Source organism: Shimia gijangensis (assembly GCF_900142085.1).
Taxonomy (GTDB): Bacteria; Pseudomonadota; Alphaproteobacteria; order Rhodobacterales; family Rhodobacteraceae; genus Shimia; species Shimia gijangensis.
Genome location: NZ_FQZQ01000025.1, coordinates 21,470 through 46,472 on the forward strand (window position 1 = coordinate 21,470; position 25,003 = coordinate 46,472).

General features: G+C 54.8%; 24 protein-coding genes. 14 read left to right on the forward strand and 10 right to left on the reverse strand.

All coding sequences use genetic code 11. The annotated features are described in order from the left end of the window. Nucleotides 1-3: 3 nt before the first annotated feature. The 3 genes from BUC32_RS17180 to BUC32_RS17190 form a co-directional block, all read right to left on the reverse strand. Complete coding sequence (locus tag BUC32_RS17180; protein WP_073255846.1) at nt 4-270, reverse strand: hypothetical protein; 267 nt, start codon at nt 268-270, stop codon at nt 4-6. 206 nt (nt 271-476) lie between these two features. Then, nucleotides 477-1,493, reverse strand: a complete 1,017-nt coding sequence (gene bmt, locus BUC32_RS17185; protein ID WP_073255849.1) for a betaine--homocysteine S-methyltransferase — start codon at nt 1,491-1,493, stop codon at nt 477-479. 217 nt (nt 1,494-1,710) lie between these two features. Continuing rightward, nucleotides 1,711-2,025: a DUF1476 domain-containing protein gene (locus tag BUC32_RS17190; RefSeq protein WP_073255852.1), complete on the reverse strand. Its 315-nt coding sequence runs from the start codon at nt 2,023-2,025 to the stop codon at nt 1,711-1,713. A gap of 157 nt (nt 2,026-2,182) precedes the next feature. On the opposite strand from BUC32_RS17190, the gene purC reads away from it, so the two are divergent. The 7 genes from purC (at nt 2,183) to BUC32_RS17225 (ending at nt 11,413) form a co-directional block, all read left to right on the forward strand. Then, nucleotides 2,183-2,938 carry a phosphoribosylaminoimidazolesuccinocarboxamide synthase gene (purC, locus tag BUC32_RS17195; protein ID WP_073255855.1) on the forward strand — a complete coding sequence of 252 codons (756 nt, stop codon included), beginning with the start codon at nt 2,183-2,185 and terminating at the stop codon, nt 2,936-2,938. Between the two features lie 92 nt (nt 2,939-3,030). Next, complete coding sequence (gene purS / locus BUC32_RS17200) at nt 3,031-3,261, forward strand: phosphoribosylformylglycinamidine synthase subunit PurS (RefSeq protein WP_073255858.1); 231 nt, start codon at nt 3,031-3,033, stop codon at nt 3,259-3,261. Further along, nucleotides 3,261-3,929: a phosphoribosylformylglycinamidine synthase subunit PurQ gene (gene purQ, locus BUC32_RS17205; RefSeq protein ID WP_073255861.1), complete on the forward strand. Its 669-nt coding sequence runs from the start codon at nt 3,261-3,263 to the stop codon at nt 3,927-3,929. Before purS ends, purQ begins: the two co-directional genes overlap by 1 nt. 37 nt (nt 3,930-3,966) lie before the next feature. Beyond that, nucleotides 3,967-5,730 (forward strand): sensor histidine kinase, encoded by a 1,764-nt coding sequence (locus BUC32_RS17210; protein WP_073255864.1) that lies wholly within the window; start codon nt 3,967-3,969, stop codon nt 5,728-5,730. A 6-nt stretch (nt 5,731-5,736) separates the two neighbouring features. Then, nucleotides 5,737-7,074 (forward strand): sigma-54-dependent transcriptional regulator, encoded by a 1,338-nt coding sequence (locus BUC32_RS17215; protein ID WP_073255867.1) that lies wholly within the window; start codon nt 5,737-5,739, stop codon nt 7,072-7,074. 105 nt (nt 7,075-7,179) lie between these two features. Beyond that, the gene (locus BUC32_RS17220) at nt 7,180-7,860 is read left to right on the forward strand and encodes a hypothetical protein (RefSeq protein ID WP_073255937.1); all 681 of its coding nucleotides are present in this window, start codon (nt 7,180-7,182) and stop codon (nt 7,858-7,860) included. Nucleotides 7,861-8,332: 472 nt separating this feature from the next. Further along, the gene (locus BUC32_RS17225) at nt 8,333-11,413 is read left to right on the forward strand and encodes an Rne/Rng family ribonuclease (protein ID WP_073255940.1); all 3,081 of its coding nucleotides are present in this window, start codon (nt 8,333-8,335) and stop codon (nt 11,411-11,413) included. A gap of 90 nt (nt 11,414-11,503) precedes the next feature. Here the strand turns inward: BUC32_RS17225 and BUC32_RS17230 are convergent, their stop codons facing one another. Next, nucleotides 11,504-11,755: a sulfurtransferase TusA family protein gene (locus BUC32_RS17230; protein WP_245815207.1), complete on the reverse strand. Its 252-nt coding sequence runs from the start codon at nt 11,753-11,755 to the stop codon at nt 11,504-11,506. Between the two features lie 66 nt (nt 11,756-11,821). Between BUC32_RS17230 and BUC32_RS17235 the strand changes: the two genes are divergently transcribed. The 3 genes from BUC32_RS17235 to BUC32_RS17245 all read left to right on the forward strand — a co-directional run bounded on the left by BUC32_RS17235 (nt 11,822) and on the right by BUC32_RS17245 (nt 15,226). Then, nucleotides 11,822-12,574: a cytochrome c biogenesis CcdA family protein gene (locus BUC32_RS17235; RefSeq protein ID WP_073255870.1), complete on the forward strand. Its 753-nt coding sequence runs from the start codon at nt 11,822-11,824 to the stop codon at nt 12,572-12,574. Between the two features lie 88 nt (nt 12,575-12,662). Continuing rightward, on the forward strand, nt 12,663-13,877 hold the full coding sequence (locus BUC32_RS17240) for a hypothetical protein (protein WP_073255873.1): 1,215 nt from the start codon (nt 12,663-12,665) through the stop codon (nt 13,875-13,877). Next, nucleotides 13,874-15,226, forward strand: coding sequence for a cytochrome P450 (locus BUC32_RS17245; RefSeq protein ID WP_073255876.1), 1,353 nt, complete (start codon nt 13,874-13,876; stop codon nt 15,224-15,226). Before BUC32_RS17240 ends, BUC32_RS17245 begins: the two co-directional genes overlap by 4 nt. An 81-nt stretch (nt 15,227-15,307) precedes the next feature. Here the strand turns inward: BUC32_RS17245 and BUC32_RS17250 are convergent, their stop codons facing one another. Further along, nucleotides 15,308-17,122: an extracellular solute-binding protein gene (locus tag BUC32_RS17250; RefSeq protein WP_073255879.1), complete on the reverse strand. Its 1,815-nt coding sequence runs from the start codon at nt 17,120-17,122 to the stop codon at nt 15,308-15,310. Nucleotides 17,123-17,428: 306 nt separating this feature from the next. Between BUC32_RS17250 and BUC32_RS17255 the strand changes: the two genes are divergently transcribed. Together BUC32_RS17255 and BUC32_RS17260 are read left to right on the forward strand one after the other, a co-directional pair. Further along, nucleotides 17,429-18,202 (forward strand): 3-hydroxybutyrate dehydrogenase, encoded by a 774-nt coding sequence (locus BUC32_RS17255; RefSeq protein WP_073255882.1) that lies wholly within the window; start codon nt 17,429-17,431, stop codon nt 18,200-18,202. A gap of 45 nt (nt 18,203-18,247) precedes the next feature. Beyond that, the gene (locus tag BUC32_RS17260; protein WP_073255885.1) at nt 18,248-19,288 is read left to right on the forward strand and encodes a patatin-like phospholipase family protein; all 1,041 of its coding nucleotides are present in this window, start codon (nt 18,248-18,250) and stop codon (nt 19,286-19,288) included. On the opposite strand, the gene BUC32_RS17265 is transcribed toward BUC32_RS17260, so the two are convergent. From BUC32_RS17265 to BUC32_RS17285, 5 genes are all read right to left on the reverse strand, one after another. Continuing rightward, complete coding sequence (locus tag BUC32_RS17265) at nt 19,285-19,974, reverse strand: DUF502 domain-containing protein (RefSeq protein WP_073255888.1); 690 nt, start codon at nt 19,972-19,974, stop codon at nt 19,285-19,287. The genes BUC32_RS17260 and BUC32_RS17265 overlap by 4 nt on opposite strands. A 79-nt stretch (nt 19,975-20,053) precedes the next feature. Next, a complete protein-coding gene (locus tag BUC32_RS17270; protein ID WP_073255891.1) occupies nt 20,054-20,968 on the reverse strand; it encodes a pseudouridine-5'-phosphate glycosidase in 915 nt (304 codons plus the stop codon). Next, nucleotides 20,965-21,858, reverse strand: coding sequence for a PfkB family carbohydrate kinase (locus BUC32_RS17275; RefSeq protein WP_073255894.1), 894 nt, complete (start codon nt 21,856-21,858; stop codon nt 20,965-20,967). The genes BUC32_RS17270 and BUC32_RS17275 overlap by 4 nt, the downstream gene beginning before the upstream one ends. A 51-nt stretch (nt 21,859-21,909) precedes the next feature. Continuing rightward, nucleotides 21,910-22,527, reverse strand: a complete 618-nt coding sequence (locus tag BUC32_RS17280) for a thiamine phosphate synthase (protein ID WP_073255946.1) — start codon at nt 22,525-22,527, stop codon at nt 21,910-21,912. A gap of 56 nt (nt 22,528-22,583) precedes the next feature. After that, nucleotides 22,584-22,838, reverse strand: a complete 255-nt coding sequence (locus tag BUC32_RS17285) for a TfoX/Sxy family protein (protein ID WP_083599385.1) — start codon at nt 22,836-22,838, stop codon at nt 22,584-22,586. Nucleotides 22,839-23,046: 208 nt separating this feature from the next. On the opposite strand from BUC32_RS17285, the gene BUC32_RS17290 reads away from it, so the two are divergent. Beyond that, nucleotides 23,047-23,793, forward strand: coding sequence for an RNA methyltransferase (locus tag BUC32_RS17290; protein WP_073255897.1), 747 nt, complete (start codon nt 23,047-23,049; stop codon nt 23,791-23,793). A gap of 57 nt (nt 23,794-23,850) precedes the next feature. Continuing rightward, nucleotides 23,851-24,999, forward strand: a complete 1,149-nt coding sequence (gene ctaA / locus BUC32_RS17295; RefSeq protein WP_073255900.1) for a heme A synthase — start codon at nt 23,851-23,853, stop codon at nt 24,997-24,999. Nucleotides 25,000-25,003: the final 4 nt, after the last annotated feature.

Genomic DNA, 25,003 nt, shown 5'->3' on the forward strand with positions numbered 1-25,003 from the left:
AGATCAGCCCGCCATTTCGGCAATGTAGTCGCTGACGCAACGGGCTTTGGCAATGGCCAGTTCCGCAATTTTCTGGTGATCTTTCGACCCACAATCTGCAATTTGATGGTCAAACTTAAGGCGGGCTTTTTCCAACGCTTCCAATTCAGCCGGGCGTACTTCAAATGCATATTCCAGCGGCGCGTCCGGAGCGAGGATACCTTCGTTGCGCAATTTTTCTTCGGCAATTTCTCGTGCCGTGGGGGTCATTTTGTCAAACAGAATGCTCATTGTCGTCTCCTTAGCCGGGACATTGCAGACATGCCGTGTTCGGCAGGTATTTGTCGATCCGAGGTCCCGGCGGGCCAACCTTGGGTCAGGAGTAACGACTGGCACACTGATCTAGGTCAAATTGGGACAGGAGGTCGCAATGCAAAAGGCCGGAAAACCGATTTCCCGGCCTTTTGGCGAAAGGTATGTCGGACTTTCGAGCCGTCTTAGCTGCGGCGTCTGCGATTGCGACGGGCAGGTGTGGCGGGCTCATCGTCACCGGTGCCGTCTCCAGCCGAGGAAAACGGTCCCAGAACTGACGTGATCTGATCCAACGTTGGGCGCGGTCCCCGGTCACGGGTTTCCAAGGCTTTTCGCATAGCATTGAGATGTTCGGGCATAGTACCACAACATCCGCCAATGATCGTTGCTCCACAATCACGCGCCATAACAGCGTACTCACCCATCAATTCAGGTGTACCGTCATAGTGAATATGTCCGTCGACGTATTTTGGAATGCCTGCATTACCCTTGGCCACAATGGGCCGCTCTGTCCCTTGAGCGGCAAACCCCAACACTGTGCGTAGCAAATCCGACGCTCCGGTGCCACAATTGGCACCATAGCCAAGCGGAGGATTGGGCAGACTTTCGACCATTTGTACCATGTCCTGACTGGTCATGCCCATCATGGTGCGCCCGGCTGTGTCAAAGCTCATCGTGCCAACCCAAGGCATATCCGCCAGCGCAAATGCTTCGGCCGCAGCGCGGTATTCCTCAGGGGCAGAAATCGTCTCAAGCCACAAGACATCTGCACCACCCTCTTTCAGGCCTTCGGCTTGCTCGTGGAAAATTTCAACGGCATCGGCATGGCTAAGCGCGCCCACAGGTTGCATGATTTCACCTGTCGGACCTACTGATCCAGCAACAATCACGTCGCGACCGGCTGCGTCCGCCACGTCGCGACCAAGTTCAGCGGCCATACGCGACAATTCACGCGCACGGTGGCCCGCGTCATGCAGCTTAAGCCGGGCAGAATTACCCCCGAAGGAGTTGGTCAGAAACAGATCGCTCCCGTTGTCGACAGCCAGACTGTAGAGCTTCTTGATTTTCGCGGGCTCTTGTTCGTTCCAGAGCTCTGGAGCATCACCCGAGCTGAGTCCCATGTTGAAAAGATTGGTGCCAGTAGCACCATCCGCCATAATCCAGTCTCGGCTCGTCAGCATTTTGGACAGGGCATTTGACATAAGACACTCCTTTGAAACGCATCATTGTAATTCTGGCACATGTGTCACGCTGTGCAGGCAAGGGCAATTATATTTTGTTCATAGAGTTCATGAAGCAAAGGCGGTTTTCCGCCATTTGTGGTGGAGTAAACTGCTCATGTTTCAAAGAAAACGCGCGAGGTTTTCAGCTCGCGCGTCTCAATATTATTTTCGTGCAGTTCTAGTCCGAAGTTGAAGCTCAGGCTTCATCCATGACCTGTCGTTTAGCCACATTCAAAAGTTCGACGCGTTTGGCGCGAATCTCTTCTGACGTGATTTTGCCTTCCAGATCGGCAACCACTTTGCGCACAACATCTTCGTGGCCGGCCTCTTCGAAATCAGCGATCACAACGGTTTTGGCATAGGCATCAGCATCTTCGCCGGATTTGCCCAACAGTTCTGCGGCCCAAAGCCCCAACAATTTGTTGGCCCTGGCGTCTGCTTTGAAGTTCATTTCTTCATCGTGAGCGAATTTGGCTTCGAATGCGTTTTCGCGATCATCAAAGGTGGTCATCTGCGGATTCCCTTGCAAATGTTGAAGTCGGTCCTTGTTTGCACATGCGGCCCTATCGCCGCAAGGGGGGTGGGCGTGCTTGCGACAATGCCGCCCATGATTTATGAGGACGCCAGAGAGCGGGGACTCGCCCCCGCATGATAGGAAAGAGACGTCCATGGCGCGCGGTAAGAAGATTTACGAAGGCAAGGCCAAAATTTTGTTCGAAGGCCCTGAGCCAGGCACGATTATCCAATATTTTAAGGACGATGCGACCGCTTTCAATGCCGAGAAAAAAGATGTGATTGACGGGAAGGGCGCCTTGAACAACCGCCTGTCCGAATATTTCATGACCGGTTTAAACCAAATAGGCGTTCCGACGCACTTCCTAAAGCGGCTCAATATGCGCGAACAATTGGTTCGGTCATGCGAAATTATTCCACTGGAAGTGATCGTGCGGAACTTTGCCGCAGGCACTATGAGCAAACGACTGGGCATTGAGGAAGGCACACAGCTGCCGCGTCCGATTGTCGAGTATTGCTACAAAGATGACAGTTTGGGTGATCCGCTGGTCTCAGAAGAACATATCGCGGCGTTTGGCTGGGCTGGCCAACAGGATATGGATGACATTCTGGGCCTCGCGCTTCGGGTGAATGACTTTATGTCCGGCGTTATGTTCGGCGTTGGTATCAAGCTGATCGACTTTAAGATCGAAATTGGCCGTGTGTACGATGGCGATTTTCAACGTCTTGTCGTGGCCGATGAGATCAGTCCGGACAGCTGTCGTTTGTGGGATATGGAAACCAATCAGAAGTTGGACAAAGACGTGTTTCGCCGCGATTTGGGAAGCCTGACCGATGCCTATGCAGAAGTCGCTCGGCGTTTGGGTGTGATGCCTAAGGGCACTGGACCTAAACCGACACTTGTGAACTAACAGGTTGCGCCCGGAGCGGGCGTAGCAAATCGAGTATTTTTGCTGAGATGAAGCCTGTAAGGGTTCATATTGGCCAGACCGGAGAGAGACTGATGAAAGCGCGTGTCTATGTGATGCTGAAAAACGGAGTTCTGGACCCACAGGGCGAAGCGGTGCGTCACGCACTGGGAAGCCTAGGGTTTGATGGCGTCGAAGGCGTACGCCAAGGCAAGGTAATCGAGCTGGATCTTGCTGAAGGCTCTACTGAGGCCACGGTCAACGAGATGTGCGAAAAGCTGTTGGCCAACACAGTGATTGAAAGCTATCGCGTGGAGCTGATGTGATGAAAGCAGCGGTCATTGTTTTCCCGGGATCAAACTGCGACCGCGATCTTGCGGTGGCATTTGAACGCGCGGGTATGGATGTCACTATGGTGTGGCACAAGGACACAAGCCTGCCGGAAGGTCTTGATATTGTTGGCGTTCCTGGCGGATTTTCCTTTGGTGACTATCTGCGTTGCGGGGCAATTGCAGCCAACTCGCCGATCTGTCGCTCGTTGATTAATCATACGGAACGCGGTGGATATGCACTTGGGGTTTGTAACGGATTTCAAATTCTGACCGAGACCGGCATTCTACCGGGGGCGTTACGCCGCAATGGTGGGCTCAAATATATTTGCCGCACCGTAGGCCTAAAGGTCGAGAACAATGAGACCGCCTTTACCTGCGCCTATGACAAGGAGCAGGTGATTGACGTGCCGATCGCGCATCATGACGGTAATTACTTTGTTGACGATGCAAAGCTGGCACAGTTGCAAGGGGAAGGGCGAATAGCCTTTACCTATATGGACAATCCCAACGGGTCCGTGGCGGATATTGCTGGTGTGATTTCCAAAAACCGCCGGGTTCTGGGAATGATGCCACATCCAGAACGTGCCGCAGATGCGGATCACGGTGGGACCGATGGGGTGGCAATGTTCCGCTCGCTTATGGAGCAGTTGGCAACGGCCTGACTTGAGACCCGGCGCGGAGCCGCGTACTCTAGTTGCTATGGAACCGCTGCCGCTGGAAACCACCGATAGCCCGAAACCGCACCCTAGGAATTGGCGATTGCGGGTTGGGCTTGCCGTGGTCATAGCCATTGCCGCAGTAACGATTTGGGTCACCAATTCATTCCTGACCGACCGTTTTACTCAAAATACCCGCAATCGGGCGGAATTGCGGTTGGCTTTGTATTCCGGGAATTTGCAGTCTGAATTGCGACGCAACGCGATTGTTCCCCAACTTTTGGCGAAGGATCCAGCCCTGATTTCTGCGCTGACCTCGGGCGATTTTTCGTTATCGACGGCGCGTTTGATTTCATTCGTTGAGGAAATCGGGGCGGCATCGTTGATGCTGTTGGACTCAGATGGCCGTACAGTTGCGGCCACAGATCGCACAAAAATCGGCGCCAACTATCGTGGGAATGAGTTCTTTATCAGTGCCTTGCGATCTAATCTTACAGTGTTTTCTTCCGAAAGAAGTGAAAGCAACGCACATAAATTCACCTACGCCCGACGGCTGGATTTTCAGGGACAAGTGATTGGGGTGATCGCGGTTGAAGCGGATCTTCAGAAGTTTGAACGCGCGTGGGCTGGCATTTCTGATGTGGTGTTTGTGACCGACAGTCAGGGCACCATTATTCTGACGACCGAGCCGCGATGGCGTGGATTGTCAGAAGAAGCAGCGCTGATGCGTCAACCGGCGCAAGGGGCTATTGAACGTGCTATTCAGGCCACCTCTGATTGGACCCAAGTTCCTGCAGACGCCTACATTCGCGGCGAAGGCGTCATGCGCGAGGACGCTCGAATTCCGTTCCGGGGATGGCGGATGACGTCCTTTACCGGCTACAATAGCGTTCGCGAAAAAGTAAACGCTGTGCTGGCGCTTGAAATCATGGTTTTTGCCGTGCTTCTGGCATTGGCCTTCTACGCTCTCAATCGCAAAAGCCTTTTGCGAATGGCCCTGTTTCAAAGGGAATCTGCGGATTTGCGGGCGCTGAATTTGAGGTTGCAGAGCGAGATTGCCGAGCGCGAACGCATGCAGGAAAGCCTCGCCGTGGCCGAGCAATCTCTGGCGCAAGAATCTAAATTGGCTGCCTTAGGTGAGATGTCAGCGGCGGTGAGCCATGAGTTGAACCAACCATTGGCGGCTATGAAGACTTATCTCGCGGGCGCGCGTCTGTTGTTGCGGCGAAACCGTCCGGAAGAGGCTCTGTCATCCTTCCAGCGCATTGACGATCTTATAGAGCGGATGGGATCAATTACCAAGCAGTTGAAATCCTATGCCCGCAAGGGTGGCGATGTTTTTAACCCCGTTGAGATGACGGACGCGCTGAATTCAGCCTTGTCGATGATGGAGCCACAGCTGCGTCAGGGGCATGTTAGGATTGGGCGTATCCTTCCGGATGTGCCGGTTCGGGTGATGGGGGATCGGGTGCGTATTGAGCAGGTGATTATCAATCTTTTGCGCAACGCGTTGGATGCCACCAAAGGTGAACCTGACCCGGAAATTGAAATCCTTTTGGCGGCGGGTGAGACCGCCACGCTGACAGTGCGCGACAACGGGCCGGGGATTGAAAACCTGGATGACTTGTTCGAGCCATTTTTCACAACCAAGCAACCCGGAGACGGGGTTGGGTTGGGGTTGGCGATCTCTTCGGGCATCGTAAGTGATCTTGGCGGGCGCCTGACAGCGCGTAACGGAACCATTCGGGGGGCTGTATTTGAAGTTCAGCTTCCTATTTTGACAGAAGAGATTGAGGCAGCGGAGTAATAAGTCATGGCACAAGGTATGAAAATCGCCATCGTCGATGATGAACAGGACATGCGGCAATCGATCAGCCAGTGGCTGGCATTGTCGGGTTATGACACCGAGACATTTGCCAGCGCCGAAGACGCGCTCAAGGCGTTGGGGTCGGACTATCCCGGCATTGTTATTTCGGACATCAAGATGCCGGGCATGGATGGCATGAGTTTTCTCAAGAAACTGATGGGGGCGGACAGTTCGTTGCCGGTGATTATGATCACGGGGCACGGCGATGTTCCTATGGCGGTTGAGGCGATGCGGGTCGGCGCCTTTGATTTTCTGGAAAAGCCTTTTAATCCAGACCGGATGAGCCAGCTTGCCAAAAAGGCCACAAATGCGCGCCGGTTGACGCTGGATGCGCGGGTTTTGCGGCGCGAGCTGAGCGATGGTGGGCAGCTTATTAAGAAATTGATTGGGTCCAGCCCGGCTATGGAACGTCTGAAAGAGGACATTCTGGATCTGGGGCAGGCTGATGGCCATGTTCTGATAGATGGCGAAACCGGTACTGGCAAAACACTGGTGGCACATGCCTTGCACGCGGTGGGCAGTCGGGCAGGCAAAAAGTTTGTTCTGGTCAGCTGTGGTGCCTTTGAAGAAGACGCTTTATCACGACGCATTTTTGGACCAATGAACCCAGAAGACAGCCAATTGCCCGCGATCGAAGAAGCGCGCGGCGGTACTTTAGTTCTGGAGGACATTGAAACTCTCAGCGACACGCTTCAGGCGCGCCTTTTGAATGTCATCAACGAACAAGGAAGTCCGGCTGAGACGCGGATCATCGCGATCTCAAACCTGCAGGAACAGGATCGTACTTGTGAGGACGCGTTGCGGTCTGATCTATTTTACCGTCTTGCGGCCTTGCGGATAACTGTGCCGCCTTTGCGCCAGCGCGGTGAAGATATTCTGACACTGTTCACGCGTCTGAGTGAGCAATTTTCTGATGATTATGGCTGTGATGCGCCCAAAGTCAGCGCTCAGGAGGCTGCGCAGTTGTTGCAGGCGCCGTGGCCAGGCAATGTGCGCCAACTCATCAACTTGGCCGAACGCGCAGTGCTGCAAAGCCGGCGGGGCGAGGGGACCATTGCGTCACTTTTGCTTAATGATCATGAAGAAATGCAGCCCGTGATGACCACCGAAGGCAAACCGCTCAAGGAATACGTCGAGGCGTTTGAGCGTATGTTGATCGACAATACGATGCGCCGTCACCGTGGGTCAATTGCGAGCGTTATGGACGAGTTGTGCCTGCCGCGTCGGACACTGAACGAGAAAATGGCAAAGTATGGTCTACAAAGGGCTGATTATCTGAGTTAAATTTTGAGCTTGCGTGTGGTTTTCGTTTTGGTGACAGGAATTTGGAATTTCCAAAAAGCTAAGGTCACGTATTAAGTACCCTTGAGGTGAGCAGGACTCATGACAATGTCGAAAACACTTCAACTGGTCTTAATCGGCTTGGTTTTAGTCAGTTCTGCCCGTGCCGAAGGGCAAGAAAAACTATCTGACGACCCCACCAAGATCATCACCAAGCTGGGCGTACGCTATACGGATTATGCTTCGGTGTCCGGGTCGATTGCATTTGGACCGGTTACCAAGATCAATGTCTCAATTTCGGAAAATGAAGACTGGACGCTGGGCGGATCCTATCTGTTCAACTTCGGCATTGTGAACTTTGCGGCATCGCGTAAGGCATTGACTGGCGGGACCCGACAAACCCAGTATTCGCTGGGCAGCTTTGTTCCTCTCAGCGCCATTGGGCTTCAGCCTTCAGGGTGGCAATTGTTTCCGGCCTTTGGGATCAACTATACCGAAGGGCAAAAGGCGGATATCGTTCAGAATTTGGATGAGTTTGCCCTTGCGGCAACCTCGAGCAAGGGTGGCTACATTGGTGTTCTGGCGTTGAAACCCATTACTGCAGACTGGACTTTCAAAACCGCCTTTGTGGGTTCAAGAGGGTCTAGTAACTACTCAGGTTTCAGCGTGGGTGCCGGGCTGACGTACGGCTTCACACAGAAAGACAGCATCAGTGTTTTTGCTTCTTACATCGACAACACATACGGGCAGCGCGATCAGGTCGGGATTGGCTATAAACGCGAGTTCTGAGGCCGTCAGAGAACCGCAAATCGACGCGACCTTGTAAAACATGCACTTTTCGCGTGGGTTTTCGAACAGCAACGGCTTTTGCCATTGTAATTTAGGTGAGGCTGGTCATATTTAGAGACAGGGAGAGTCCGTGCTTCGGACCTGCCGTATGAGTTTCGCTGGACGTGACGCGCGATGGCCAAAATGCCCGACGCCTCGTTCAGACCGATTGAGCCTTTCAAAAGAAGGCTAGAGAGACGCCCGCACCGCAGTTTTGGCGGAGGGCTTGTAACAGGCGCGACATTGGCCAAGGCTTGTGACTGCGTCGGAGAAGAAACGCGATGAAGCGCGCGAATATATTGACAGACCGAGCAGAGGCCGCAAGCGGCCCTCTTGACCGCGCGCCTGACATTGCCCTGACAAGACACCCCCTACAATCCACCCTCAACGCCCCACCGGGGCGCAGGCGATTGCGCGGGTGCAAATGGACAACATGCCAAAGAAAATGCTTATCGATGCCACCCACGCGGAAGAGACCCGCGTTGTGGTGGTCGACGGAAACAAGGTCGAGGAATTCGATTTTGAGTCTGAAAACAAACGCCAGATAGCTGGCAATATCTATCTTGCAAAGGTTACACGGGTTGAGCCGTCGCTTCAGGCGGCGTTTGTCGACTATGGCGGAAATCGCCACGGGTTCCTTGCCTTTTCGGAAATCCACCCGGACTATTATCAGATTCCGGTGGCTGACCGCGAAGCGCTGATGGAAGAAGAACGCGCCTATACCGAGTCGCTAAAGGCGCGCGACGAGGAAGACGAAGACAAGAAAAAACCTTCGCGCTCTCGTTCGCGCAGCCGGTCACGGTCGCGATCCAAGCCCAAAGACAAGGATGCCACAAAGCCCGCTGACGCACAGGATGTCGCTGTAGAAGCGTCGCCGGAAGAGTCCGTTGGTGATCAGATTGAGGGTATGGAAACCATCGATCTTGGCGAAGATACGACCGAGGGTCTGTCTCCGATGGAACTGGTCAAGGAAACACCTGTTGAAGAACCGTCGGGTGAAGACGCTGTTACTGAACAGACTGTGGCAGACAACGCCTCGGATGAGGATGTCGCTGAAAAGAGTGCTGAGCCGGTTACCGAAGAAGAGGCGGCCGCAGAAACCACGACGGAAGTGATTTCGGTAGAAGTGGTTGCCGAGCCTGCAGAGGTTGAAGCACCTGTCGAAGCAGTGGCTGAAGACGCTGCTTCTGACGGTGCAGAAGCCGAAACCAAGGACGACAAAAAGGGCGGCAAGACAATGGCCGCCAAGACCGAAGGCGAGGATGCTGTTGCAACCCGCGATCCGGAAACCGGTGAAGAAACCGAAGCCGACGCAAAGGACGCCGCAGAAACCGAGGCACCAGCTGCCGAAGCGGTTGCTGAAGAAGAACCTGCCGCAGAGATTTCGCAAGCCGCGGATAAATCCGCCGAAGCAGACGCTGTTGAGGCAGTTCCTGAAGCCAACGCGGACGACAAAGCGGACGATTCCGTCGAGGCGGAGCTGGATGCCGATGAGGCTGATGATGACGATGAACCCAAGGCCAAAGGGTCCAAAGCGTCAGACAAAGACGACAGCATTGAATCGGTTGCTGACGAAGACGACTCGGAAGACATCCGTCCGCCGCGCAAGCCGCGTGCGCGCCGCTATAAGATTCAAGAAGTTATCAAAGTGCGCCAGATCCTTCTGGTACAAGTCGTCAAAGAAGAGCGCGGCAACAAAGGCGCTGCTCTGACGACATATCTGTCGCTGGCTGGACGGTATTGCGTTTTGATGCCCAACACCGCACGTGGCGGCGGCATCAGCCGTAAGATCACCAATGCGCCGGACCGCAAGAAACTCAAGGAAATCGCGACCGAGATTGATGTGCCTCAGGGCGCAGGTCTGATCATTCGCACCGCCGGTGCCAAACGCACCAAGGCCGAGATCAAGCGCGACTATGAATACCTGCAGCGCCTTTGGGAGCAAATTCGCGCCCTGACATTGAAATCCACGGCACCTGCCAAGATTTATGAAGAAGGTGACCTGATCAAACGCTCGATCCGTGATCTTTATAATCGCGAGATTGATGAGGTTCTGGTCGAAGGTGAGCGCGGTTATCGCATCGCCAAGGACTTCATGAAGATGATCATGCCGTCCCATGCCAAGAACGTGAAAAACTATTCCGATGGCCTGCCATTGTTCGCCCGCTTCCAAGTCGAAAGCTATTTGGGCGGAATGTTCAACCCAACGGTACAGCTGAAATCTGGCGGTTACATTGTGATCGGCGTGACAGAAGCGTTGGTGGCAATTGATGTGAACTCGGGCCGGGCTACCAAAGAAGGCTCGATCGAGGATACCGCGACCAAGACCAACCTGGAGGCCGCAGAAGAAGTGGCCCGCCAGTTGCGTCTGCGTGACCTTGCTGGCCTGATCGTGATCGACTTTATCGATATGGACGAGCGTAAGAACAACGCCGCCGTTGAAAAGCGCATGAAGGACAAACTGAAGACCGACCGCGCCCGCATTCAAGTGGGACGTATCTCGGGCTTTGGTTTGATGGAAATGTCGCGTCAGCGTTTGCGTCCCGGCATGATCGAGGCCACGACACAGCCGTGTCCCGCCTGTCATGGCACCGGCCTGATCCGTTCAGATGACAACCTTTCCCTGCAAATCTTGCGCCAGATCGAAGAAGAAGGCACACGCCGTCGGTCGCGCGAAGTGTTGGTGAAAGCGCCTGTGGCGATTGCCAATTACATTATGAACCAGAAACGTGAACATATCGCTCAGATTGAGGCGCGTTACGGGTTGTCAGTTCGACTCGAGGGCGACCCGCATCTGGTGTCACCGGACTATACGTTCGAGAAGTTTAAAACTGCTACGCGTGTTGTTGCCGAAGTGCAGGCACCGGTTGTTTCGGTAGATACGTCTTTGATGGATGCCATCGATGAAGAAGATGATGTCATCGAGGGCACAGCCGTTGCTCAGGACGAAGATGGGGAAGCCAAACCTAAAAAACGCCGTCGTCGTCGTCGTCGTGGTCGCGGAAAATCTGCTCAGGGTGGTGAAGAACAAAATAGCCTGGAAGCCGGAGCAGAGGCCACGACTGAGGCCACTGAGGCCGACGCCTCTGATGCCACCGAAGCGGCATCAGAAGACGTTGGCACGTCCGAAGAACCTAAAAAGCCGAGCCGATCACGCAGCCGTTCCAGATCGCGCAGCCGATCCAAATCGAAGAATGCAGATGAGGTTGAAGCGACTGCCGAGGCTCCGGCCGTGCAGGCGGATGCTGAGAAACCAGCTGAGGACACGATAGCTGAAGAGGCTGTGGTGGTGGAAACGGCCACAGAAGCGCCACCTGCCGACCCCGTGGCCGAGGTGAACGGAACTGAGGCAGATGTCGCTGATGCGCCAAGTGAACCTGAGGTGATTGCAGCCGAGGTTGAGGAAGAGGTGACCGTTGTGACGGAAGAGCCTGCGCCTGAACCCGCCCCTGAGCCAGCCCCCACAGCACCACCTAAACCAAAGCGTAAAGGCTGGTGGTCCAAAGGCAGCTAAGATCGTTTAGTATAATGGCAGAAAAGGCCGGGGGATCGCCCCTCGGCCTTTTCTTTTGGCGCGCGAATTCTAGGCACCTGCGAATCCGCGTCAGTCGCGTTTTTGGATCACAAAGGTCAGGGTGCCACCTGATTCACCGCTGCTCAGCAGGGTATGGCCGCTTTCATTGCAGAAATGCGGTACGTCAACAATTGCGGCGGGATCATCCGCCAGCAACCGGATGTGTTCGCCAGCAGCGAGAGGCTGCAGTCTCTTGCGCAATTTAAGGACGGGCAGGGGGCATAACAGCCCGATTGCATCAATCTCGTGGGTCATATCAATCACATATGCGCGAGGTCGCATGCTGTCCACAGGGATGTGACAGGACAGCCCCGTGACCTTGGCGACAGTTTGCACTAAGGAGGCGGTATGTTTGGAATCGAAATTATCGATGCAGGACTTTTGCCTGCAATGTTCGTGGCGCTGATCGCAGGCGTCGTCTCATTCCTGAGCCCCTGTGTGCTGCCGGTTGTGCCGCCCTATCTGGCCTATATGAGTGGCGTGTCGATCAACGACATGAGCGAAGGCACGGCCTCGAGAAACAAGGTTGTAATGGCCGCGTTGTTCTTTGTTCTGGGCCTGTCGACGGTGTTTTTGTTTTTAGGTTTTACTGCTTCGGCCATTGGCACAATGTTTCTGCAATACCAAAATGTTCTGAACACAGTTGCTGGCATTACAGTGATGATTTTTGGCGCGCATTTTGTGGGTGTCTATCGGATCGGGTTTCTGGATCGCGAGGCCCGCATCGATGTAGGGGACAAGGGTGGTAGCGCATTTGGGGCCTATATTCTTGGCCTTGCTTTTGCTTTTGGCTGGACACCCTGCATTGGACCGCAATTGGGCGCTATCCTGTCTTTAGCGGCTTCTGAGGCGTCGTTGACCAAGGGCACGGTGTTGCTTGGGATCTATGCCATCGGGCTCGGCATACCATTCCTGTTGGTTGCAGCCTTCCTGCCACAGATGAGCGGTGTCATGACATGGATGAAACGCCATATGCAGCAGATAGAACGCGTTATGGGGCTGTTGTTGTGGACTATTGGGCTCCTCATGCTGACGGGTGGTTTCTCATCGTTTTCCTACTGGTTGCTTGAGACGTTCCCGGCTTTGGCAGAACTGGGTTAATCTTATGTTAGGCATCTTTTGCAGGCGCTCTTTTGACTTACTTCAGCCTAAAAGCACCGCTACTGTGATCTCAAAGCAATGAGGTCTCATGGGCGAGAGCAGTCACAAATCGGTGCGCACCCGCCGGGTTTTCTATATTCCCGGTTATGATCCTATTCATCCCCGTCGATATCGAGAATTGTATCGCAAAGAGGGCGCCGCACAGGCGGCGATCTCGGATTATGAGCTGACACTGTCGGCAAAACAAGGCGATGGTCCTTATGGCTGGCACGTGAATGGCGCGCTGGAAGATGGTGAAACGCAAGCCGATTTTGATGTGCTGGTGTGGTCCGACATTGTGCGTGACAGTATGGAGCAAGGCATCATAGCGACCTATGTGCAGCTGGTGCGAACCGCCTGGGTTTACATTGGAACCGGTGCGTTGTGGCGGCTGATGCAATTGCGCAAGGGGCCTGTGATCGCGGCCCTTTATCCTGTGTTGTTCTTGCTCGTGCAGCTGCTACTGGCTTTGTTGGCTGCGCGTGGAATTGGGGCGCTGCTTACCATTTTTCTACCCGACTGGACCGTATGGGCGGGCCTGTTGATTGTGCCACCTTTGTTGAATTGGTTTCGCAAAAAGGACAACAAGTTCTTCGCCTATTACCTGATGCATGACTACGCATATTCGGCACAGTCGCGCGGGGCCGATCCAAAAGAGCTTGAGGCCCGCATGGTTGAGTTTGGCGATCAGATTGCTGCGGCGCTGCAAGAGGATGTGGATGAGGTATTGGTCGTGGGGCATTCGTCTGGGGCACATCTTGCGGTCTCCATTTTGGCGGATCTGATCCGTGCTGGGCGCGTGTCCAAGAGTGGACCTTCCCTTGGGTTTCTATCTTTGGGGCAAGTGGTGCCGATGGTTTCCTTTCTGCCTGATGCGCATCGTCTGAGGCGGGATCTGCAGTTTTTATGCCAACAGGATGTCTTAACCTGGGTCGACGTAACCGCCCCCGGAGACGGCTGCGCCTTTGCGCTGTGCGATCCGGTGTCGGTCTCTGGCGTGGCACCGAAAAGTGGTAAACGCTGGCCTTTGGTTGTATCAGCGGCGTTTACACAAACCCTCAGCCCCGAGCGTTGGAAGGAATTGCGATGGCGGTTTTTTCGTCTGCACTTTCAGTATCTCTGTGCCTTTGATGCGCCCGGTGACTATGACTACTTCCGCATTACTGCAGGTCCCAAAACATTGGCTGAACGCTATGCGATGCGCAGCCCGTCAAAAAGCCGAATTGAAAAACCCGTGAACAAATTTACCGGGATTGCGGGATGAGCGATTTGCCCCCCAAACCGCAATCGCGGGCTGACCGGGTATCTCTGCGCCAATACGTGCGCCTGTTTCGGCAGGACATCCTGTCGGCCCAGCCAGCGCGATTGTACAAGGCGTGGATGGCTGAATTTCGCACGCCGTTCTTTCGCTCCTATATGGTCAATCAACCGGCGCTGGTGAAAACCGTTCTGAAAGAACGCCCGGATGACTTTCCAAAATCCGGACGGATCAGCGAAGGGCTAAGGCCCTTACTTGGGAATTCAGTTTTCCTCACCAACGGAGACGTCTGGAAGCAACAACGGCGCATCATTGACCCGGCGTTTGAAGGTGGCAGGTTGAAAGACACATTTCCGGCCATGTGGGCGGCCTCTGAGGCGGCGGTTGCGAGGCTTGAGGCGTCGGTTGGAAAGACAGTTGAGATTGAGGCCGAGACCAGCCATGCAGCGGCGGATGTGATTTTTCGCACCTTGTTTTCAATTCCGATAGAACACGAAATAGCCGGTCAGGTTTTTGCGCAGTTTCGTGACTACCAACGCAGCCAGCCAATCCTGAATATTGCGGCTTTTGTGCCCTTGCCGCGTTGGATGCCGCGGTTTTTTGCATCTCGCACGAAAGAAACAGCGCGCGCCATTCGGGGTCTGATCCGTCAATTGACGGAAACCCGCATGGTGCAGATCAGGGCAGGCACTGCACCGGATGATCTGGCGACCAAGATCATGACCACGCGTGATCCTGAAACCGGTGAGACGTTTTCTACCTCGGACATGGTGGATCAGGTCGCAATCTTCTTTTTGGCCGGCCATGAGACCAGTGCATCGGCGCTGGCCTGGGCTTTGTATTTGCTGGCGCGTTATCCCGAATGGCAGGACAAACTGGCCGAAGAAGCACGAGCGTTGGAGGTGTGCGATTTTGCCGTTATGAGCAAGTTGCGGCTGAGCCGCGATGTGTTCCGCGAAACATTGCGCCTGTATCCACCAGTGCCGATGATGGTACGCCAAAACACTTGCCCGGAGAATTTTCGGGAGCGAGACATCAAAACCGGCAGTCAGATTGTCCTGAGCCCATGGCATCTGCATCGACACGAGCGGCTTTGGGACAACCCGGATGGGTTTGATCCGACCCGGTGGCAAACCGAAAATGGCAAAACCTGTATGCGTGAAGCTTTTATGCCGTTTTCGGCAGGACCCAGAGTGTGCACCGGGGCCGGGTTTGCCATGGTTGAGGGGCCTTTGATCCTGTCGATGTTGTTGAAGGCATATCGGATTGAGCCCGTAGGCGATCCCCCAGTGCCTGTGGCGCATCTGACGGTGCGTTCAAAAGACGGAATCAGGTTGAAACTCACCCGTCGTTAGAGGAGCTGACCCTCACCTCACCTCACCTTTGCAGGGCAAAGGCAACCCTCGCCCCTTGATGTTTTTGCCAATTGAAAGGGTCTAGTTTTCCTGCCACCAGACGCCGGGCATCCATTCCACACCGTCGCCATAGATCGGCAGGGTGTCCGGGTGTTTGAGATCAGATGTGTGAGCGATGCGGCCCACCGCATAGGTCCAGATCGGGATGACATAGCGGCCCGTGGTCAGGACACGGTCCAGTGCCTGGGCGGTCGTTTTAAACTCATCGGCTGTTTTGGCAGACGTGAGAGCCGCAACAAGCGTGTCGACAGGTTTTGATCGGATGCCCATCAGATTGCGTGACCCTTCCTGATCCGCGGCTTCACTGCCCCAGTACAAGGATTGTTCATTGCCGGGACTAAGAGATAGCGCGCGGCGATAATCGGTCATGTCAAAATCAAAGGCGTTGATGCGTTGGGCGTATTGCGCGTTGTCAACAGCCGAGACAGTAACGAAAATACCCAGTTTTTCGAGAGATTTACGGTAAATATCGATGATGGCTTTGTCCTGTTGATCGCCCTGGCGCAGCAGGATTTCGAAACTGAATGGCGTTCCGTCCGGGCCTTTTAGAATGCCGTCTTCCACCTCATACCCGGCCTCGGACAGAAGTTTCATCGCGTGACGCATATTGGCGCGGTTGCGGTTTGATCCGTTTGATGTCGGCAGGCGGTAGGCAGAAAGTGTGTCGTCTGGCAGATCGCTCGCGAAGGGAGACAAGATGCTTGCGGCCTCGTCAGAAGCAGGGCCGGGTGACATTGCCAGATAGGAGCCTGAGAAATAGGAGGTGATACGCGGTTGGCGACCTCCGGTTAGTGTATCTGCGATGTATTCGAAATTGAACGCATGGATCAGAGCGTCGCGCACACGGATATCGTCAAAGGGTGCGCGCCGGGTGTTCATGGCAAACCCAGTAATGCCCGAGGGCTTTTGGTGCGGAACTTCGGTTTTAATAACCTCGCCTGAGGTGATGGCAGGGAATGTATAGCGATTGGCCCAGGCTTCGGCGTTGAACTCGCGAAAAAAGCTGAGTTCGCCGGCTTTGAAAGCTTCAAACATCACATCGCCGTCGCCGTAAAAATCGATACGGATTTCATCAAGGTTCGCGATGCCCTGGCGCAGAGGTAAATCTTTGCCCCAATAGTCAGCGTTGCGGCGCAACGTGACATGTCGGCCTGCCTCAAAATCCTGGATGACATAGGGCGCACTGCCAATTGGGATATCGGACAAGGACGATCCAGCAAAATCTTTACCTTCCCACTGGGCCTTTTGCAGGATGGGGCGCAATCCGGCGATCAGCGCCAGTTCACGGTCTTCGGTGTTGAACGTTATTCGAACAGAGCGTGGTCCGGTCGGCGCGATGCTGTCCACTTTGGTCCAGAACCCAAGGTAGCGGGGATGACCAACAGTGCCCAAAGTCTCGTAGGACCAGATCACGTCATCGACCGTAACCGGCGCACCATCCGAAAAGCGCGCCTCGGGGCGTAGGGTGAATTCTACCCATTCGCGATTCGGGCCGACGTCGATCGATTCGGCCAATAGTCCATAAAGTGAAAACGGTTCGTCCCAATTTCGACCCATCAGGCTTTCGTGCGTGAGATACCGCAATTGCCAGGGCGGGGAGCCTTTTCTGACAAAGGGATTAAGAGAATCAAAGCCGCCAGTGTTGCCGGTAACGATTCGCCCGCCCTTGGGGGCATCGGAGTTTGCGTAGGGCAGAGACACAAAATCATGTGGTAGGTCCGGGTCACCATACATAGCGATGCCATGAGATGGCTCGGCATTGGCCATAAGGGCCAAGGAAAACAGGGCGGCGGACAGGAAACTGCCGGCAACCGTGCGGAAACATACTGGTCGCATTTCTAGAACAATCCTGTCTGAGCCTGTTTTTATTGATCGCCAAGCTAACCGGGGATTCCAACCTTTTCAAACTTTTAGCTTGGAGACCGGCGCCGAATTGCTTATAAAGGGGGCACTGCTCGATAGGTTTCTTGCCTGTATGAAACCTGCCTCAATAACTATACGCCCGCCTTGTGCGGGCGTTTTTTTTGGCGAGACTTTCTGTCCGTAGGAATACGTGTCGCACCAGTTGTCCCTTATTTTGCTGAGGCCACATGATAAGGTGCGGCCAAATCACGATCAGAAATCACCAACCAGAGGCATCAAATGACACTGTCAGGCAAATCCGCAATCATCACCGGTTCAAACTCGGGAATCGGTTTGGGAATCGCTCGCGAACTGGCCAAGGCCGGGGCGGATGTAGTTCTGAACTCATTCACTGACAGCGAAAAAGATCACGCGCTGGCCGCAGGCATGGCAAAAGAATTTGGGGTGGCAGTGCGCTACATTCAGGCGGATATGTCCAAAGGGGACCAGTGCCGGGGGCTGATCGAAAAGGCTGGTGGCTGTGACATCTTGGTGAACAATGCCGGTATTCAGCATGTCGCACCGATTGATGAGTTCCCGATTGAGAAATGGGACGCGATCATTGCGATCAATATGAACTCGGCCTTTCACACCATGGCAGCGGCCTTGCCCGTCATGCGCGAGCGCGGCTGGGGTCGTATTGTCAACATTGCTTCGGCGCATGGGCTGACGGCGTCGCCATACAAAGCGGCCTATATTGCGGCCAAGCACGGTGTCGTGGGCATGTCGAAAACCGTGGCGCTGGAAACCGCGCAGGAACCGATCACCTGCAATGCGATCTGTCCGGGTTATGTGCTGACGCCATTGGTCGAGGCGCAAATTCCCGACACCATGCGCGAATACAATATGAGCCGTGAGGATGTTGTTAAGAATGTCATGTTGACCCGTCAGCCCTCCAAAGAGTTTGCCACTGTGGAACAACTGGGGGGTACAACGATATTCTTATGCTCGGACGCTGCGGCGCAAATTACTGGCACGACAATCAGCGTGGATGGCGGGTGGACCGCTCTTTGATCCCTTGCAGGCTCTCATCGTCAATGGGTAGAGAGTGGACGCAATATGGCCGGTAAGAAGCGAATAAACCTCGCTCTGCAAGGGGGTGGGGCGCATGGCGCTTTTACATGGGGTGTGCTTGAGGTTTTATTAAAAGACCCTGAGATTGAGATTGCTGGGATAACAGGCACCTCGGCCGGTGCGTTGAACGGCGCAGCGCTTAAATCCGGAATGATCCGCAAAGGCTCGCAAGGCGCACTTGAGAACCTCGACGGGCTATGGCGGCGCATGGGCGCGATGTCTGTCACAGATATTGGGAACTGGTTTGGCGGACTTGGGCCGGACCCCGGTCAGGTTGCGCGGGCAATGGAGTATTCGTTGCCTTACACGATGGGTGAAACCATGGCGCGTATGATCTCTCCTTATTCTTATGGGCCGCTTTACAGCAATCCGCTGAAATCCATCGTTGAGGGATTTGATTTCTCTGAAGTCTGCGCCGCAGATGGCCCACGATTGTTTGTTTGCGCCACAAATGTCCGGACCGGCAAGGCCCGTGTCTTTACCAAAGATGAAATTACGACGGATGTTATTCTTGCCTCTGCTTGTCTGCCGACAATGTTTCAGGCGGTCGAGATTGAAGACCCGGAAACCGGCCTCAAAGACGCGTACTGGGATGGTGGCTACACTGGCAATCCCGCTCTTTTTCCGTTGTTTGACAATCGCCTGCCGGATGATGTTGTGATCATCAATATCAACCCGATTGAGCGCAAAGAAAAGCCGGTTACGCCGCAACAGATTCAAAGCCGTATCAATGAGATCAGCTTTAATGCAGCGCTTTTGGGAGAATTGCGGGCAATCTCATTTGTACAGCGGTTGATTGGCCAGGGGGCCGTTGCCGAGGGCGAGATGAAATCGGTGAAAGTGCACATGATTGCGGATGATGATTTGATGAATGATCTGTCTGTCGCCACCAAATCTGTGCCCACACCTTACATACTGGCGCGCCTCAAAGAGGCGGGTCAAAAGGCGGCAGAGGACTTTCTAAAGGCGCATCGCGGTGACATCGGCAAACGGGGAACGGTCGATCTTCAGGAGATGTTTACCTAGTCTTCTTCAATAGGCTGGGTTGGGCCTTTGGCGTTGGGATAGACAAGCCCTGCGGAGATCACCAATTTGGCAGCTTCTTCAACGCTCATTTCCAGTTCAATGATATCCTGTTTGGGCAGAAACAGCAAAAATCCTGATGTTGGGTTTGGCGTGGTCGGAATAAAGACACCCATCAATCTGTCCCCGGTATGAGCTGATTCCGAGACTTCGCCTTTGGCCTCGGTGGAAATAAATCCAACGACCCAAATGCCCCGACGCGGGTATTCGATCAGACAAGCCTTTTCAAAGTTCCGATCTGACTGCGCAAAAACGGTTTCGGCAATTTGCTTCACGCCAGAATAGATCGAACGCACAACCGGCATGCGATCCACCAGACTTTCGGCGAAATTGATGAACGACCGGCCAATCAGCCCCTTGGCAATCCAGCCAATGACGATTGTGAAGATCAGGAAGATAATGACGCCGACGCCGCGCAGATTGATGCCGATGTATTTCTCGGGCTGAATAGTGCTTGGCACCAGCGGCAGAACAACACTGTCCACCCAGCCCATCATTGTCCAGATCAGCCAAATGGTCATGGCCACTGGTGCAATCACAACGATCCCCGTCAGGAAAGACGCCCGCAAACCGGAAAACCGGCCATGTTTGCGGTGATGAGGGTGCTCGTCGTCGAAGGGCGTTTTCATGTGGGGGTCACTTTGAAAGGTTTGGTTGTACCTAAGCCGTCCGGACGGAACGATCAACGGTCAGACGCATGAATGGTCGTTATTTCTTAAGAGTTACGATCTCAATGGCTATTTCAGCAGCAAGTCGCGCGTTGTTTCTTACCAACGCGATATTGGCAGTCAATGATCGGCCTTCGGTCAGTTCAAAGATTCGCGACAGCAAGAAGGGCGTAACGTCTTTGCCAGTGATACCTTTTTCATTGGCTTCGGTCGTGGCCTGAGCAATCACCGGCTCCATGACATCGGTTGGGATTTCGTCGGCAACTGGGATTGGATTGGCAACCAACTGACCGCCAGGCAAGCCTAGTTTCTGGCGCATCACATGCGCGCGGGCAATGCGTACAGGGCTGTTCATGCGCAATGGGGCGTCCAAAAGCGAGTGCGAAGACCAGAACGCCGGAAAACTGTCTTGCTGATAGCCGATCACAGGCACACCGTTGGTTTCGAGAACTTCCAGCGTTTTAGGAATGTCGAGAATGGCCTTTGCACCTGCGGCAACAACAGTGACCGGGGTTTGCGCCAGTTCGCTGAGATCGGCAGAGATATCAAAGCTATGTTCCGCGCCTTTGTGCACACCGCCAATGCCGCCGGTACCAAAGACATGAATGCCTGCAAGATGCGCGGCAATCATTGTGGCGGCCACGGTTGTGGCGCCGGTCAGGCCTTTTGACATGCACACCGCGAGATCAGCGCGAGACAGTTTCGCCACGTTTTGCGACTGGGCCAGTTGGTCAAGTTGGGCATCGGTTAGGCCAATAAACAAGGTTCCTTCCAAAACAGCGATGGTGGCGGGTGTGGCACCTTTGGCCCGAATGTCAGCTTCCACCTGACGCGCGACCTGAACGTTTTGCGGAAATGGCATGCCATGGGTGATAATCGTGCTTTCCAGCGCCACAATCGGCGCGCCATTGGCTTTGGCCTCGGCAACTTCCGGGGAGAGGGTGAATAGGCTCATTTTGCATGTCCTCCTGAGACATAATTCGCCGCCGCAGTCAGAGCGCGGGCAAGAGCCTCGTCGTGGTCTGCTCCGGTGGTCTCAGCCGCTATATGGGCAGCCATAAATGTATCACCAGCCCCTGTGACACGGGTCACGAGCACAGAGGGTGGTGTCTGAGTGATGACTCCGTCCTGTGTCGCATCGCTGGCGGAATTGCCGCCGTCTGTCACCAAGGCCCGACCCGCGCCACGGGCAACCAAGGCCACTGCGGCGTCGGCAGAGCTGTCAAAACTAGTTTGGCAAAGCAAACCGGCCTCTTCGAGGTTCACATAGAGCACCGCGCGGCCATATGCGAGAAAAGGTAAAAGGCGTTCGGCCTTACCGGGGCTGGCCGGGGCGACGCGCAGGTCAGCGCGCGCAAACAACGGACTGTGCGCGATGTTTTCCAGCAAACGCTGGGTCAGGTTGCCGTCCAGCGCGATATACCCTTCGTAAGGAGCGGCAGCACTGGCCAACGTTCCATCTTCTAGTGGGCGTAGAATTTTGTCGCCGGCGGCCTCAAGAGAATGTGCATCCGCAATGGCCGCAATCAACCCGTTGGCACCTTCGACGGCCATGTAACTATCAGTGGGCAGGTCTTCTGAGCGATAGGCATGCTCGGTGATCAGCCCCAATTCACGGCAAGCGGTGATCAACTCGTGGCCTTCGGCGTCTTGTCCCACGGCTGTCAAAAGCGCAGGGCGCAAGCCAAAACGGGCCAGGGTCATCGCAATATTAAGGGCTACTCCGCCGGGCAGGCGGGTGATGCGACCAGGCACGTCTGATCCCTGGCGCATATGTGATGGTGCGCGGCCGATAATGTCCCAAAGGACGGACCCAATGCAAAGAATATCATGAGGCTGTGTCATGCCACTGGTTCTGACTGTTTGTGCCATTCTTGGCAAGCAGAGAGGCGTGGTTCAGAAGGCGGTGCGCAATTCCGTCAGTTTCGCGACCGGATCTTCATTGTTCCAAATCTCGTCACCGATGCCAAAAAAGTCTGTGACTGGTGACAAGGCGCGGATGATGTCCGTGTTCAGTGCGCCTTCGGCGACAACCGGGACTTCGATCATCTGGGACCACCATTCAAACAGATCATGTTCCGCCACTGACCCATCGCCCAGCGGGGTGGTGCCAACCGGGCCAAAGGCGACATAGTCCGCCCCCATTTCACCTGCCGTCATGCCATCATGGCGCGAGGCGGCGCAAAATGCACCGACGATGGCATCATCGCCCAAATCTTTGCGGGTTTTGCGCACCAGACGAGAGCCATCCGTCAGATGCACGCCGTCGAGACCCAGACGTTCGGCCAGAACCAGATGCTCGGAAATCACAATGGCCACGTCACGGGCATGGCAGGTTTCGCGAACCACGTCGGCGGCCCGGCTGATCCGGTCTTCGTCACGCGTTGAAAGCGCCAGCCGCACACATGCTATTTCAGTGGAATCCAAAACCCGCGCTAGCTGATCGGGAAACTTACTGAGTTCAATCTCGGGTGGGGTGATGAGATAAATTTGGGGTTGCTCGATTGAGGCCATTGTCGGGCTCCGTTTATGCATGTTTGCGCCGCTATAGCGCGGAATTGTTGGCTTGGCTACTTTGCAGGCAATGCGCCGACAAATTCCACAGCCAACGCCAGCACTTGGGCGCGGCGCGCGTCATCAGCCATTAGATCATCGTCCACGTCCAACATGCCACCCATCTTTTTACCGGTGAACGCCAGAGGGCTCACCCCGTTGACGTCCAGCGCCGCATCTTCATTAGCCTTGCCGACCCGAAACATACCACCGCCGTTGTGCACGCCACAGAGCATGTTGCCGTTCAGCATGAAGCACAGGCCACCGAACATTTTTTTTCCTCAATGCCATGCAAATCTGTCAAATCATCGCGCATCAGAGTCGCGAGCCCTTCGTCATAAGCCATTGTGCAACTGTCTCTTGTTGTTTTGGGGATTCTAGGCCTCCGGCCGGGATATTTACAGCCATTTGGAAGCGGCGGGTTGAATTTGGGCTACACACGTGGCTAAGAGCAACAGGATTTTTCAAGGAGTCTGGTTCATGCCGAGTGACAATCCGCAGCCCGCTTTTGTTCTGGTGCGCCCGCAAATGGGCGAGAACATCGGGGGGGCCGCGCGCGCGATGTGGAATTTCGGGCTGGACCGGATGCGAATTGTTGCGCCCCGGGACGGGTGGCCCAACCAAAGGGCGGTTGCGATGGCGTCTGGAGCAGGGCGTTTGCTTGATGAGGCGCGGCTGACAGAGACCACCGAAGCTGCACTTGATGATTGCCACTATGTCTTTGCGACCACTGCTCGGGCGCGCGGGTTGACCAAGCCTGTGGTGACACCAGAGCGCGCCATGGAGATGGCCCGCGAAAAGATTGCTGCGGGTGAGAAAGTCGCAGTGTTGTTTGGGCCCGAACGATCGGGGCTGGAAAATGAAGACATCGCCAAAGCCAATGCGATCATCAACGTGCCGGTCAATCCTGAATTTGCCTCGCTTAACCTTGCGCAATGTGTGTTGCTGACGGCCTATGAATGGCAACGTGGCGCAGTGGATGTTGCGCCGGAACGCATTGATATGGCCAAGACTGAATGGGCCAGCCAATCAGAAATGGAAGCCCTGAGCGCGCATTATGAACAAAGGTTGGACACGGCCGGTTTTTTCTTTCCCGAGCCCAAGGCCGAGGGCATGAAGGTTAATCTGCGCAATATGTGGTCGCGCATGCCTCTGACACGCGCGGATGTGCAGATGTTGCATGGGATAATGCGCCAGATGGTGCGCTGGAAAGAACGCGGTGACTGATCGCTTGAAGGTGGATAAAACGCGGCTTACTCTCGCTGAAACGGCAAGGACAATTCGATGAGTCAAAAGCGCAGTATTTTCGAAGATGTGAGCGACAGCGCCCCAAAAGAGGCACCCAAAGCCGTGGGTGTGATCGATCAGGGGGGCGGCGGTGCGCGCCGTGGAATTCGCGCGTGGTTGATCGTGTTGTTTGCCATGGTTGTGGTGATGATCGTTGTGGGGGGACTGACGCGTCTGACCGAGAGCGGGTTGTCGATCACTGAATGGCGCCCGGTGACTGGCGCCATGCCTCCGATGCGTGACGTCGAATGGCAGGCTGAATTTGACAAGTACAAAGCCATTGACCAGTGGCGGATCGACAATCAGTGGATGGAACTGTCTGATTTCAAACAGATATACTGGTGGGAATGGGGGCATCGCCAGATTGGCCGGGTGATTGGCCTTGTTTGGGCCGTCGGGTTTCTGGGCTTTGCTGCCACGCGGAAAATTCCAACCGGGTGGACTGGGCGATTGATCCTGATTGGAGCCCTTGGCGGGCTTCAGGGCGCCGTAGGGTGGTGGATGGTTGCCTCGGGCGTGACCTCGGGCCAAGAGGTGACCACAGTGGCCTCTTACAGGCTTGCGACCCATTTGGGGCTCGCCTTTGTGATCCTTGGATTCATCGGTTGGTATATCTTGCTGCTTGGGCGGTCTGAGCGTGATTTGATGCAGGCCCGGCGTGGCAAAGAAGCCAAGCTGTTTTCGATGTCGACGGGCCTGATGCATATGGCATTTTTGCAGATTTTTTTGGGCGCGTTGGTCGCCGGAATTGATGCGGGACGATCGTTTGTGGATTGGCCTTTGATGGCGGGGCAGGTGTTTCCGCCGGATGCGTTTGAAATCTCACCCGTTTGGAAGAACTTTTTTGAAAACGCCGGACTGGTGCAGTTTATCCACCGATTTTGGGGCTATCTGTTAGTGATTTTTGCTGTAGTGGTTTGGCGCGCAGGACGCGGATCTGCCCATAAGACCACGCAATTTGCTTTTAATTCGGTCATGGCAGCGATTGCGATCCAGCTGTTGCTGGGCATATTCACCGTTCTTTACGCTGCCCCCGTGCACATCGCGATATTGCATCAACTTTCGGCCATCGTGGTTTGGAGCCTGATCCTGCGGGCAAGGTTCCTGTCGCATTACCCTGTAACCCGTTCCATCCGTGAAGGTTAAAAAC